General features: G+C 32.4%; 9 protein-coding genes. 4 read left to right on the forward strand and 5 right to left on the reverse strand.

Annotated features, from left to right (window positions below; all coding sequences use genetic code 11):
- Window positions 1-137: 137 nt before the first annotated feature.
- From WG945_RS04250 to WG945_RS04270, 5 genes are read right to left on the reverse strand one after another with little or no spacing between them, the layout of a single operon-like run.
- Complete coding sequence (locus WG945_RS04250) at window positions 138-989, reverse strand: hypothetical protein (protein WP_068453073.1); 852 nt, start codon at window positions 987-989, stop codon at window positions 138-140.
- A gap of 2 nt (window positions 990-991) precedes the next feature.
- Window positions 992-1,342 carry a hypothetical protein gene (locus tag WG945_RS04255; protein ID WP_157603738.1) on the reverse strand — a complete coding sequence of 117 codons (351 nt, stop codon included), beginning with the start codon at window positions 1,340-1,342 and terminating at the stop codon, window positions 992-994.
- 17 nt (window positions 1,343-1,359) lie between these two features.
- The gene (gene nagB / locus WG945_RS04260; RefSeq protein ID WP_340866944.1) at window positions 1,360-3,288 is read right to left on the reverse strand and encodes a glucosamine-6-phosphate deaminase; all 1,929 of its coding nucleotides are present in this window, start codon (window positions 3,286-3,288) and stop codon (window positions 1,360-1,362) included.
- A 24-nt stretch (window positions 3,289-3,312) separates the two neighbouring features.
- On the reverse strand, window positions 3,313-4,671 hold the full coding sequence (locus WG945_RS04265; RefSeq protein ID WP_068451926.1) for a Gfo/Idh/MocA family protein: 1,359 nt from the start codon (window positions 4,669-4,671) through the stop codon (window positions 3,313-3,315).
- A gap of 32 nt (window positions 4,672-4,703) precedes the next feature.
- Complete coding sequence (locus tag WG945_RS04270; protein ID WP_068451929.1) at window positions 4,704-7,322, reverse strand: sodium:solute symporter family transporter; 2,619 nt, start codon at window positions 7,320-7,322, stop codon at window positions 4,704-4,706.
- 212 nt (window positions 7,323-7,534) lie between these two features.
- Here WG945_RS04270 and WG945_RS04275 point away from each other — a divergent pair, with 212 nt between their 5' ends.
- From WG945_RS04275 to WG945_RS04290, 4 genes are all read left to right on the forward strand, one after another.
- Window positions 7,535-9,622 (forward strand): alpha-L-fucosidase, encoded by a 2,088-nt coding sequence (locus WG945_RS04275; RefSeq protein WP_068451932.1) that lies wholly within the window; start codon window positions 7,535-7,537, stop codon window positions 9,620-9,622.
- Window positions 9,623-9,654: 32 nt separating this feature from the next.
- A complete protein-coding gene (locus WG945_RS04280; protein ID WP_068451936.1) occupies window positions 9,655-11,337 on the forward strand; it encodes a beta-N-acetylhexosaminidase in 1,683 nt (560 codons plus the stop codon).
- A gap of 10 nt (window positions 11,338-11,347) precedes the next feature.
- The gene (locus tag WG945_RS04285; RefSeq protein WP_068451938.1) at window positions 11,348-12,304 is read left to right on the forward strand and encodes a M28 family metallopeptidase; all 957 of its coding nucleotides are present in this window, start codon (window positions 11,348-11,350) and stop codon (window positions 12,302-12,304) included.
- A gap of 188 nt (window positions 12,305-12,492) precedes the next feature.
- Window positions 12,493-14,163, forward strand: a complete 1,671-nt coding sequence (locus tag WG945_RS04290) for a beta-N-acetylhexosaminidase (RefSeq protein WP_082864302.1) — start codon at window positions 12,493-12,495, stop codon at window positions 14,161-14,163.
- The last annotated feature ends 2 nt before the right edge of the window (window positions 14,164-14,165 follow it).

Raw genomic sequence — 14,165 nt, forward strand, 5'->3', positions numbered from 1 at the left:
GCTTCTTTATGCTACTAAGGTATTGTCAACCAAACTAGATTTTTTCTCCAAAAATACAAGTATCTCTACCAATTACAGCTTTTACTTTCACTACACCCGAATTACTTATTTTTACTTCTTATTAATAAATTCTAAATTTAGATAAAAAAATTATTAATGTTTGCAACTAAGTTATCCATTGGCTTTTTCACAAAAGATCCAATTTTTATTCCGCGTTTATTAGCTTCTATTTTAATATCTTCTTGTAAATAATAAGCAATCGAACCTACAAAATGAATAGGATGCTGTTCTAATTCTTTACTATAACACATTATTAGATTATCAAATAATTCAAAAACTCCAACATTTATAATTTTAGCCATAAAGGGATTTGATTTATTTTCAATTAAAAACTTAGCAAAACCTGCTAAATATGCACTCGGATTTCCCTCTTCATATAAACTTTTTAAAACAGATTCTAGAGATAAGCTAAAGTTCCTTTTAAATTTCTCGTGTAATTCTGATGGCATTTTGTTGTAAAAATAAGCTTTTAATAACTTTCTTCCGAAAAAATTCCCACTCCCTTCATCCATAATTGAATACCCAAGAGATACCTGGTGAATAATTATATTTTTACCATCAAAATAACAACAGTTAGAACCTGTCCCTAATATACAAATTACTCCTGGAGAAGATGTAGTACCATGAACAGCTGCTGTTAAATCTTCTTCTATTTTCACTTTTGCTTTTGAAAAAAAACTAATGAGTACTTTTTCTATTTTTAATTTAGAGTCTTCTCCACCACAACCTGCTCCATAAAACAAGACGTTATCGATATTTTCCTTTATACTTTTAAGATCGTTATTTCCATCAATGATTTCAAATATTTGAGAAGCTGTAAGAAGCTGTGGATTTATTCCTTTTGTTTTTGTTTTTAAAACGACTTCTTTATTTTCTCCTAGAACCACCCAATCAGATTTAGTCGATCCACTATCTGCAATTAGTATCATAATTAAGATATTTTATTATATTCATAATTTAAAACATGATTTAAAAGCATTTCTAACCTCATCATCATATTCTGACATATTTTTTCTGACCTTCCTTCTACCTTTATTTCTATAAATCTCTTATTAACTTTATTATTAAAATTACTAATTCTAAACTCTCCATTTGGAAAATACACTTTCAGATTTTCAGATTCGTTCATAAGATAGAGATCAAACTCTCCCGCAACCCAATTCACGAATCTCTCATAAACATCATTAGACTTGTTATCTTGTACTTTTTTTAGAATTAAATATGGGAATTTAGATTTTAAACCCTCTATTTTAGAATCTAACTTATCATTCACAGACGTCATACATAGGTTTAAAAACATTAATAATGCCATCTTACAAACGCTTCCATAGCAGCGTAATGAGACAACCCTAATTGATCATATAATTCTGCAGTTTCTCTATTTCTGTCTTCTGCACGTTGCCAAAACTCTCTACTATCTGCTCCTTGAAAAACAACACCGTCTTTTTGAGATTGATGTTTAAAAATTCCTTTTCGTTTTTCTAAAACTTGATCAGGACCCATTGGTACTGCCATTTCTATTTCATCAACTCCCCATTCTTGCCATGCACCTCTGTATAACCAAACCCAACAATCTTTCATAAATTTCTTAGGTTTTAGTTCTCTTACGGCTGCAAAAATTGCATCTAAACATACTTTATGAGTACCATGAGGATCTGCTAAATCTCCTGCTGCAAATATTTGATGTGGCTTAATTTTTTCAATTAATTCTTTGGTTATTTCTACATCTCCAACACCAATTGGGTTCTTTTTTATGGCTCCTGTTTCATAAAAAGGAAGGTTCATAAAATGAATCTGTAAATCTGGCAAACCTATAAAATTACAGGCTGCTCTTGCTTCTCCTTTTCTGATCAATCCTTTTATATAGCGAACCTCTGGAGTATCTATTTCACTTGCTTTTTTGTTCTTTAAAAAGGTAGCTGCATTCTTGTAAATTGTAGTTGCTTCAGAATTATCAATTCCGAATTTTTCATTGTAATCACACACAAAACTAGCAAAACGCAATGCTTCATCATCTGCAACCGCAATATTACCAGAAGTTTGATATCCTAAATGCACTTCATGACCTTGTTCATGCAATCTCTTAAAAGTACCACCCATACTAATGATATCATCATCTGGGTGAGGACTAAAAATTAAGACACGTTTCTTAGCAGGTTCTGCTCTTTCTGGTCTTTTACTATCGTCTGCATTTGGTTTTCCACCTGGCCAACCTGTAATGGTGTTTTGTAGTTTATTGAATATTTTTATGTTGATGTCATACGCAGGACCTGAGTCTGCTAACAAATCGCTCATTCCGTTTTCTATGTAATCTGCATCAGTTAACATTAAAATAGGTTTCTTTAAGTTTAGAGCTAAACTTAAAACAGCCTTTCTAATTAATTGATCTGTCCAAACAATTTTTTCTACCAACCAAGGAGTATTAATTCTTGTTAATTTAGAAGCTGCCGCTTGATCTAAAATAAAAGTTGCATTTCTATGTTCTTGTAAGTAAGATGCAGGCACTAAACTAGTAACTTCTGCTTCTACAGAGGCTTTTATAATGTTAGATTTACTTTCTCCCCAAGCCATTAAAATGACTCTTTTAGCTTCCATTATTTTTTTAACTCCTAGAGTAATTGCAGTTCTTGGTGTATTTTCTAATCCAGAAAAATCGCCACTTGCCGCTACTCTTGTAATGTGGTCTAAGGCAACCAATCTTGTTTTAGAGTTTTGAAGAGATCCCGATTCGTTAAAACCAATATGACCATTTCCTCCAATTCCTAAAATTTGTAAATCAATGCCTCCTAAAGCTTCAATTTTTGCTTCATATTGATCACAATAATCTCTAATACTTTCTTTTGACAATGTTCCGTCTGGAACATGACAATTTTCTGGTAAAATATCTATGTGATTAAACAATTGTTCTTGCATAAAACGAACATAACTGTTTATAGAATCTGGTTCAATTGGGTAGTATTCATCTAAATTAAAAGACACTACGTTTTTAAAACTTAGGCCTTCTTCTTTATGTAACCTTACCAATTCTGCATACAGACCTTTTGGTGAAGAACCTGTTGCTAAACCTAAAATACACGGTTGTCTTTGCGATTGTTTTACCTTAATTAGGTTTGCAATTTCTTGTGCAATTGATTTAGCTGCTGATGTAGAGTCTTCATAAACGATAGTTCCAATATTTTCGAATCTTTTTTCGAAACCTGTTGCTTTGTCTATAGTACTTTTTAACATAATTATGCTATTAGATTTTTTATTTTAATACGTTTCTTTTATCCAATTATAAGGTTTACGCTTTACCCACATACCTCTTGTAAAATCTGGAAAATCTTGAGGTTCTCCATTATTTTCAATAGAAGCTTCAGAGAGCGGTGTTACAGCACTCCAAGCTGCAGCATCATAGACATCTATAGGTGGTGCTACATTTTCTTTTACAGATTCTATAAAGGCATTTAATACAAAAAAGTCCATACCTCCATGTCCTGCTCCAGTAGCCTGTTCTTCATACTTTTTCCATAAAGGATGATCATATTTCTTAAGCCACTCACCTGCTTCATCCCAATGGTGTGGTTTAGATTCACCTTCAATATACATGCGGTTACCATCTACTTCCCATAAACCATTAGCTCCTTGCACTCTAAAACCTAAAGAATATGGTCTTGGTAAATTACAATCGTGAGTTATAATAATGGTTTCTCCGTTAGCTGTTTCAATTGTAGAAGTAATCACATCTCCTTGCTTAAATTTTAATTTTGCATTAGGATGCTCTTTTCCCCCTTTTTCGATAATATAATTATGCAAACCAATACCTTTAGTAGCATGTGAGGTTAAAGACATAAAACGGTTTCCTCTATTAATATCACACATTGCAGCAATAGGACCTACACCATGAGTAGGATACACGTCTGCATTTCTTAAAAGTGAGTGTTGTGTGCGCCATTTAGCTTCCGAATATCCTTTATCACCAAACTCCACACCTCCTCCGTAAGGTTGTTTACCATTGTTAAACTTAACTTCACGTAAATCGTGCTGGTAACCACATCTAAAATGAACCAACTCACCAAAAACATTTTGTTTTACCATATTTAAAACTGCAAGTACATCTCTACGATAATTTACGTTTTCTAAAAGCATTAAATGTGTCCCTGTTTCTTCATGAGTATTCACTAAGTCCCAACACTCTTCCATTGTATTTGCGGCAGAAACCTCTAACCCCGTATATTTCCCTGCTTTCATGGCGTCTACCGCCATTCTTGTATGCCATAACCAAGGTGTAGAAATTACTACAGCATCTACTTCTTTTAATGCTAGTAAGTTTTTATAATCATAATCTGAATTCCCAAAAACTTGTGGTTTTTTAAACTTTCTATCAGCTACCATTTTTAGCGCAATATCTATTCGTTTAGAATCTACATCACAAATAGCAGTAACTTCTAAATCTTTTCTATGCATAGCATTGCTTAAATGCATAATACCCCTTTCTCCAATACCAATAAAAGCTAACCTAACTTTTTTGGTAGAACTACTATCTACAGCACCAAACGCCATGTTTGGTAGCATTGTTAATCCAGCACCCAAAAGCGCTGTTTTTTTTACAAAATTTCTTCTAGAACTCATCTCTTATATTTTTAATTATCCTTTTTTCTAAACTAAAAACTTTCTACCTTTTGCTTATTAGGTAATATCAAACTAAAAATATATCCAAAACAAAAACAAGAAGCTACACCTAAAAATGAATACATTAAAAAATTGATTTCAGTAAATACACTTATATACCAAATAAAAATAGCACTTACCAACAAGCCTAATAACGTTCCTTTTGCATTGGCTTTTTTAGTAAGCATCCCTAAAAGAAACATACCCCCTAAACCTCCTGTAAAAAGACCTAAAAAACGATAAAATTGATCCCAAAGAGATTTAATATTAGAACCAGCCATCCAAAGTGCCAACAACACACCTAAAACACCTGTTACTAAAGTTACTATCCTTGCTATTTTTAAAAGATTTACATCTGGCATATTAGGTTTAAAATGCATGTGAAAATCGTTGCAATACGCTGTAGAAACAGAATTTAAACTACTACTAATACTAGACATTGCTGCAGAAAAGATACCTGCTACCAATAAACCAGAAACTCCTACTGGTAATTCTCTAACAATATACCAAGGAAAAATAGAATCGTTATTTGAAATTGCAGGCGATAATTTTTCTGGCATTTCTGTATAAAAAACAAACAAGAGTGTACCTAAACCAAAAAATATTATTGTTGCTGGTAGCGTAAGTACTGCATTCGTGTAAAGCGTTTTTTGAGATTCTTTTACACTAGAACTTGTTAAGAAACGTTGTACTATAGTTTGGTCTGTACCCTGAGTAACCATTGCAGAAGCAAGCCCTCCAATAAATACAACCCAAAAAGTAGAATCTGTAAAATTCATCTCAAAATTAGCTATATTGAACTTATCCCTTTCAGATGCATAGGTTATCATATCTCCAAAAGAAGTTTCTGTATGTAACATAATCCATACTACCGCTAATACACTTCCTCCAAGAAGCACAACTACTTGCATTACATCCGTCCAAATAACTGCTTCAATACCTCCAAAAGTGGTATAAAAAACACAAAGTATTCCCATTATTAAAATACTGGTTTCTACAGGAATCCCCGTTACAATAGAAATTGCTAAAGAAGGTAATAATAATACAATACCAATTCTTCCTAATTGAAATAATATAAAAGATAAACTACCAAAAGCACGTGCTGTATAATTAAAGCGATCTTCTAAGTATTCGTAAGCTGTTTTTATTTTTAACCTATTAAAAAAAGGAATAAAAATAAAAGCAATAACTGGCGTTATTAAAATTGCCGTAATATTTAAGAAAAAGAAAGACCAATCTGTTACAAAGGCTTTGGCAGGAATAGCCATAAATGTAATAGCACTTAGTAAAGTACCAAAAACACTTAAACCTGCTGCCCACCAAGGTATTCTACCTCCACCTGTAAAGTAGTCTTCTGTAGATTTTTGTTTACGAGCAAAATAAAGACCAATTAATACAGAGATCAATAAGTACAAAGCCAGTATAGTATAATTAACTATTCCGAAAGGATGATCAGCATCCCCAATTTTAAAAATTTGCACACCTGGTGTCCGTATCCCAGGAGAAACTTCTCCAGAAACAATTACAAATTCATCATTATTTTTAAACGAAAGTGCTGTTACAGGTATTTTTGTTGTAATACGATCATAAACAAACCATTTCTTTGTTATGGTGTTATAAGCTAAAATATCTTTAGAAAAACCTTCATGATTATTTAAAATAGAGTCTCTTCTTTTTTTCAATTGGTTCACGATAGAATCATCTTGTGTAGCTCCCATTTGTAGAGAAATATTTTCCAACTCATCAAAAAGAGACTCATCACTACCGCCATAAGTCATAATATGCATAGACCCCATCGTTTCTGCTGAAGCACCCATTAAAACTCTAGGTTTTCCATCTATTTCGAGATCTCCTTCTTCTTGCCATTTTTTCTCCTTAAAATCATAAGATAAATAACTTGTAAGTGTTTTAGATTTTTTCCCGGCCACTTCATTTCTTCCACCAATAACAAATAATTTTTTATTGGTTTGTGTTTCTTGAACCGCTATACTATTAAGTGCTCTGGGAGCACCAGGAAAATCTGCTAATTTTATCCAATTGTTCTCTTTTAGATTTAGTCTATAAAATAAGTTTGTGCTATTCTTAACATTATTATTACCACCTACTACATATACAAAATCATCTACTACAACGGCAGATGAAAATGCTAAAGGTTCAGGAAGGTTTGGGTATTCTGAAATCTCAACATCTTTGGTAGATTTATTATAAGACAAAAGCAGCACTTTATCACTTATAAGAGTTTTATTATTACCCCCAATACTTAAAACTCCTTTTGGAGTAGCAACTGAAGCTGCATATCCTAAAGGAATAGGTAATTGTTTTGTAGATAATCGCCATTCGTTGTTTTCAAAAATATAAATACGCTTACTCCATACTTTATCACCACCCTCCCATGGCAAACCATCAGGAAAATTAGCTCCACCTGCAGCTAAAAACACTCCATTATGAGTACCACCCAACATACCCGCAAATCCTAACGATTCTGTAGAAGTATTATCTGCTGGTAAACTTGGTAAATCGGTAATACTTAATTTGGATATTTCTTGTCCGTAAAAAGGAATTAAAGTTAAAACTATAAATAGAATTAAGACTAAACTTTGATTTTTTTTCATTTTAAAAATACTTTAAATAAGGGATTCTTTTTGTAAAGCCAAAACCCTCTAAATTTTATTACCTATACTCTTTGTGTTCTAAATTAACAAAATATAACTTTTACATTACAAAATTTTATGTTGCGAAGCTAATAAAAATAATTCAATTGTATTATGTATAACATATAAAATTGTAAATTTGCATATCGTTTAATTTTTTTAATGTACTTTTCATGAAATCTGTAACAATCTCTTTATTAATACTTGTAGTAGTAATTGTTCAATCTTGCTCTTCAGTAGAACCTCCAAAACCAAACTACCCAATCCCTACAGAACATCAAATGGCGTGGCAAGAAATGGAGTTTTATGGTTTTATTCACTTTAGCATCAATACATTTACAGATGTAGAATGGGGATATGGAGATAAATCTCCAGAATTATTTAACCCAACCGAATTAAATGTGCGTCAGTGGGTAAAAGTAGCTAAAGAAGCAGGAATGAAAGGTTTAATTTTAACAGACAAACACCACGACGGATTTTGCTTATGGCCTTCTGAATACACGGATTATTCTGTAAAAAATTCTCCATGGAAAAACGGTAAAGGTGATGTTGTAAAAGAACTAGCAGAAGCTTGTAAAGAATACGGCTTAAAAATGGGGATTTATTTATCTCCATGGGACAGAAATCATGCCGACTATGGTAAACCAGAGTATATTGAATATTTTAGAAACCAACTAACCGAATTATTAACCAATTATGGCGATATTTTTGAAGTTTGGTTTGATGGCGCCAATGGTGGCGATGGATATTACGGAGGCGCAAATGAAGTACGAACAGTAGATAAAAAAACGTATTACGATTGGGAAAACACGAATGCTTTAATAAGAAAACTGCAACCTAATGCAATTATTTGGAGCGACAATGGTCCAGATGCACGTTGGGTAGGTAATGAACATGGTTTTTCTTATGATACCACTTGGTCTCCGCTATTAAGAGACTCTATTTATGGCGGTATGCCAGAATACAAAACCAAATATGCTTTTGGGCAAGAAAACGGTACACATTGGGTGCCTGCAGAAGCAGATGTATCTATTCGTCCGGGTTGGTATTACCATAAATCTGAAGATAATAAAGTAAAAACCTTAAAAGAATTATTAAACATATACTATAATTCAATTGGAAAAAACAGTACTTTTTTATTAAACCTACCGGTTGATAGAAGAGGTATAGTAAACGAAAATGATGAACGCCAACTAAAAAAATTAACAGCACAGTTAAAAGTAGATTTTGCTAATAACCTAGCTTTAAAAGTAAAAACTACTGCAAGTAATGTTCGTGGAAGCTCATCTACTTATAATGCTGATAACGCTGTAGACAATGACAAAAACACGTATTGGGCAACAGATGACAACATTATAAAATCGTCTATAACTATAGATTTTGAAAAACCTACCCTATTTAACAGGTTCTTAATTCAAGAATACATTCAATTAGGACAACGTGTAAAACAGTTTTCTTTGGAAGCTGAAATTAATGGAAAATGGAAAACTATAGACAACCAAACTACCATAGGTTACAAAAGAATTTTAAGGCTTGCTGAGGTAACAGCAACCAAAATTAGAATAAATATTGAAGATGCAAGAGGTTGTCCATTAATTTCTAATATAGAAGTTTACCACGCTCCAATAATTGTAGATGCTCCTAAAATAAGCAGAAATAAAAAAGGCGAAATCAGTTTACAAGCACCAGAAGAAGGCTTAATAGTTTATTACACTTTAAACGGAGAAACACCTACAACAGCATCTTCAAAATATTCGATTCCTTTTTTAATTGAGCACCCAACGGTTCTAAAAACAATATCAATAGATCCAGCTACTGATCGTACAAGTGACATTATCACAGAAAATTTTGATATTAGTAAAAATCTTTGGAAAATAACGACATTAAAAGGTGCACCAATTACAGAACAGGCTATTGATGAAAACCCATTAACAAATTGGATTGCCAACAAACATACACTATCCAATTATAAAATAGATTTAGGAAAAACTACCGATATAAAAGGATTTACCTACACACCTACTCAAGGCAAAAGGGTTTCTGGCGTAATTACACATTATATTTTTTACGGAAGTATCGATGGTAAAAGTTGGATTCAATTATCAAAAGGTGAATTTTCTAATATCGTCTCTAACCCTATTCAACAAAAAGTACTTTTCAAAAAAACTACTTCTGTAAAATATATAAAATTAATTGCCAATAAAATAATGAATGATAAAGACCAAGCAACCATTGCAGAAATAGGCGTTATCACAAAATAAAAACTAAAATTAAATTAAAACTAAATTGTATTATGAAAACTACTTTTTTAACATTAATCATAATGATGCTTTTTGCATGTAACACCCCATACAAAGACCATCAGAATTTAGCAACAGATTATCAAATTATTCCAAAACCAGTGTCTTTAGAACTATCTAATGGTCTATTTTTGGTTGATCATAAAACGAAGGTTGTTGGTGCCGAAAATTTAAAAAATGAAGGTGATTATCTTGCAGATATGTTAAGTCATATTTCAGGTTCAAACATTACTTTTAAAGCAACTTCTACTGGTAATATTGAATTAAAAATTGATGAGGCTATAGAAAATAATGAAGGATATACACTTTCTGTTACCTACAACAAAATAACTATTTCTGGTAAAACAGCAAAAGGTGTGTTTTATGGTATTCAAACATTAAAACAATTAATACCAGCCACAAAAGTTAGCCAAGAAACAGCACTAACCATACCTGCAGTTACTATAAAAGATGAGCCAAGGTTTATTTATAGAGGAATGCATTTAGATGTAGCTCGTCATTTTTTCTCAATAGATTTTATAAAAAAATACATCGATTTATTAGCAATGCATAAAATGAATACGTTTCATTGGCATTTAACAGAAGATCAAGGGTGGCGTATTGAAATTAAAAAATATCCAAAACTTACCCAAGTGGGTTCTAAAAGACATGGAACTATTAATGGGCATTTTAATAAAAAAGAAGGAAATGATGAAACAGCCTACGGCGGATTTTACACGCAAGAAGATATTAAGGAAGTTGTTAAATATGCTACTGAAAGACATGTAACCGTAATTCCAGAAATAGAATTACCTGGTCATGCTAGTGCTGCAATTGCTGCCTACTCATTTTTAAGCTGTTTTCCAGAAGAACCAACCATCGTTAGCAACAACATGGGCTCTAAAGCAGGACAAAAAATACAAGCCAATGGTACACCAAAAATAGTACAAGAAACTTGGGGTGTTTTCGATGATGTTTTTTGTGCAGGAAATGAGAAAACGTTTCAGTTTCTAGAAGATGTATTAGCAGAAGTAATTCCGTTATTTCCATCAGAATACATCCATATTGGTGGAGATGAATGCCCTAAATCTAACTGGAAACGATGTGCAGATTGCCAAAAGAGAATTAAAGATAACAACCTAACAGATGAACACCATTTACAAAGTTATTTTATTCAACGTATAGAAAAATACTTAAATGCTAAAGGCAAAAAAATTATTGGTTGGGATGAAATCTTAGAAGGAGGTTTGGCACCTAATGCCACGGTAATGTCTTGGAGAGGAGAAAAAGGCGGAATAGTAGCCGCAAAAGAACAGCATGATGTTATTATGACACCAGGACACTCTTGTTATTTTGACCATTATCAAACTGAAAACAAAGAAGAGGAACCTTTAGCAATAGGTGGTAAAACAACCGTAGCAGATGTATATGCTTATGAACCGATCCCTAAAGAATTAAGCCAAGAGGAAAGTAAATATGTTTTAGGAGCCCAAGGAAATGTTTGGACTGAATATATGGAAACTTCAGACCACGTAGAATATATGATTTTACCTAGAATGACAGCTTTATCAGAGGTAATATGGTCTCCTAAAGAAACCAAAGATTTTAACGATTTTAAATTGCGTTTAAAAAATATGAAAGAACATTATGACGCTATGGACCTAAATTATGCAAAACATATCTTTGAAACTAAATAATCTTAATATTATGATAAAAACATTCATATCATCTACCTTAGTTCTTGTTTCATTTATGGGGTTTTCTCAATCTGAAATTACAGAAAATGAAATTAAAGACCACATTATATTTTTAGCTTCAGAAAAAAATGCAGGTAGGTACCCTGGTACAAAAGCAAACAGAAAAGTTGTAAAATATATTGCAAAAGATTTTAAGAAACAAGATCTTATTCCTTTTGAAAAAGGATACAAACAAAAATTTAAAGCTCGTTTACGTGTAGAAAAAGGCGAGAATGAAAAACCTTTAGCAAAAACAAGTAACGTGGTGGGCTATATAGAAGGTACCGACCCAATCTTAAAAAATGAATATATTATTTTAGGAGCACATTACGATCATTTAGGTTTGGGAGGACCATCTTCTAAATCAGAAAACAAAAAAACCATTCATTATGGTGCCGATGATAATGCTAGTGGAACTGCAGCTCTTTTAGAAATTGCAGAAAAAATAGCAGCTAACAAAAAAGACTTAAAACGTAGTGTATTATTTATTGCTTTTGGAGCCGAAGAGCAAGGTTTATTAGGAAGCAAGTTTTTTATAGACAACGCTCCTATTCCACTTTCAAAAATTAAATTAATGATAAATATGGACATGGTGGGCAGGTTAAATACAGAAAAACACGTCTATATAAACGGTGCTGGTACACTTCCAGAAGGGGTTGCATTTATGCAAAATTTAGGAGAATCCTTAGAGTTAAGGCCTGTTGTTCATGCTGGCTCTGTTGGTGGATCGGATCATGTTTCTTTTTTTAAAAAAGACATCTCCGTTTTAGGGATGCATACAGGTGCACATCCACAATATCATAGACCAGAAGATACGGTAGATTTAATTAATGTTCCAGGACAAAAAAAAGTGTGTGACTATATTTATAAAACAATAATGGAACTTGCAACTACAAATTATAAAATGGAATTTATTCCACAAAAATAAAATTCATTAAAAAAAGAGGGTTTAATACATATTATAACCTATTAACACCTCTATCCTAGAAGCTTAGTCGTTTGTCGAAATAATCTAAAGCTTGCTAAACATTATATTTATATTCGATACGATTGGTTTAAAACAACATTTAGACTAATTATAATTATTCCGTCTTCTTAAAATAAATCTATTAAAAAATGAAAATTATTGTATTCGTACTAATCGCTCTTTTAACATTTAGTAACTGCGCAGAAAAAAACAGGTCCTTTACTCAATCTGAAATAGCCATTCTACCAAAACCAGCCAATTTAAAGCTACAAGAAGGCTCATTTGCTATTCTAAAAGATCAACATATTTTAGCAAACCTAGAAGAACAAAAAAAGGCCGCTAAAGATCTAGAAAAACATATTAATGAAACAGCAAATTACACAGCTACCATAAGTGAAAGCAACACAGCTACAATCCGTTTCGAGAAAAAGGAAGATTTAGAGACAGAAGCATACGAATTAATAGTGACCCCAAAAAACATACGCATTTTAGCAAACCATGCTGCAGGATATTTTTATGGCGTTCAAACGATAAAACAATTGATGTCTATAGAAACTTCTGATAAAAGTAAAAAAACGAATTATTTAATTCCTTCAATTACCATTAAAGATAATCCGCGTTTTAAATGGCGTGCATTTATGTTAGATGAATCTCGTTATTTTCATGGTGAAGTATTTGTAAAACAAATGTTAGATCAAATGGCATTGCTTAAAATGAACACTTTTCACTGGCATTTAATAGACGATGCAGGCTGGCGTATTGAAATTAAAAAATACCCCCTATTAACAGAAGTTGGTGCTTTTAGATCTGATAGTGAAATTGGTACTTGGAAAAGTGGAAAAACGTCTGGAAAGCCACATGGCGGATTTTACACGCAAGAACAAATAAAAGACATTGTAGCTTATGCTGCAGAAAGAAACATTAAGATAGTACCAGAGTTTGAAATGCCAGGACATTCTAGTGCTGCTATTGCCGCTTATACTTGGCTAGGAACTGCTGGTGTAGATATAGATGTTCCTGTAAAATTTGGTCGTTTATACGACAATTATGATGTTACAAAACCAAAAGTAATAACTTTTATAAAGGATGTAGTAAACGAATTATTTGTATTATTCCCTTCGGAAGTAATACACATTGGGGGAGATGAAGTAGGTTATGAAGTATGGGAGAAGTCTGCTTCTGTTCAGAAATACATGAAAGAACATAACATTAGTACTCCTGCCGATTTACAGATAAATTTTACCAATAAAATATCTAAATACCTAGAAGAAAACAAGAGACGTATGATGGGTTGGAATGAAATTTTGGGGAAAAATATTCATAAAGATTTTGGAGAAAAGAAAAACGACAAAGAGGCAGAAACAACTTTAGCGAAAAATGTAATTGTTCACTTCTGGAAAGGAGATTTAGAACTACTAACAGATGCCGCAAAAAACGGCTATGGCATTGTAAACTCATTACATAGCGAGACATACTTAGACTATAATCATAAAAACATAACGTTAGAAAGAGCCTATTCATTCAATCCAATTCCTGAAGGTTTGGATGCAAAATATCATAAAAACATATACGGTTTAGGTTGCCAAATGTGGAGCGAATGGACACCTACAAATGCAGATGTAGAACGCCAAACTTTTCCTAGAATTGCTGCTTATGCAGAAGTTGGCTGGACAACTCCTGAAAATAAAGAGTACAGCAGTTTTAAAATTGCACTAAAAAAAATGCAAAAACATTGGGACAAACTAGGTATCAATTATTTTAAGGATAGTGATAAAATTGAAGCTGAATTAAAATCAAAACAAAATAATTTAAACAACTAAAA

The sequence above is a fragment of the Polaribacter atrinae genome (assembly GCF_038023995.1).
GTDB classification, from domain to species: domain Bacteria; phylum Bacteroidota; class Bacteroidia; order Flavobacteriales; family Flavobacteriaceae; genus Polaribacter; species Polaribacter atrinae.

Excerpts from the sequence above, each read along its gene's own strand:
- WG945_RS04250 (WP_068453073.1), bottom strand. The coding sequence starts at position 989 with ATGATACTAATTGCAGATAGTGGATCGACTAAATCTGATTGGGTGGTT.
- WG945_RS04255 (WP_157603738.1), bottom strand. The coding sequence starts at position 1,342 with ATGACGTCTGTGAATGATAAGTTAGATTCTAAAATAGAGGGTTTAAAA.
- nagB (WP_340866944.1), bottom strand. The coding sequence starts at position 3,288 with ATGTTAAAAAGTACTATAGACAAAGCAACAGGTTTCGAAAAAAGATTC.
- WG945_RS04265 (WP_068451926.1), bottom strand. The coding sequence starts at position 4,671 with ATGAGTTCTAGAAGAAATTTTGTAAAAAAAACAGCGCTTTTGGGTGCT.
- WG945_RS04270 (WP_068451929.1), bottom strand. The coding sequence starts at position 7,322 with ATGAAAAAAAATCAAAGTTTAGTCTTAATTCTATTTATAGTTTTAACT.
- WG945_RS04275 (WP_068451932.1), top strand. The coding sequence starts at position 7,535 with ATGAAATCTGTAACAATCTCTTTATTAATACTTGTAGTAGTAATTGTT.
- WG945_RS04280 (WP_068451936.1), top strand. The coding sequence starts at position 9,655 with ATGAAAACTACTTTTTTAACATTAATCATAATGATGCTTTTTGCATGT.
- WG945_RS04285 (WP_068451938.1), top strand. The coding sequence starts at position 11,348 with ATGATAAAAACATTCATATCATCTACCTTAGTTCTTGTTTCATTTATG.
- WG945_RS04290 (WP_082864302.1), top strand. The coding sequence starts at position 12,493 with ATGAAAATTATTGTATTCGTACTAATCGCTCTTTTAACATTTAGTAAC.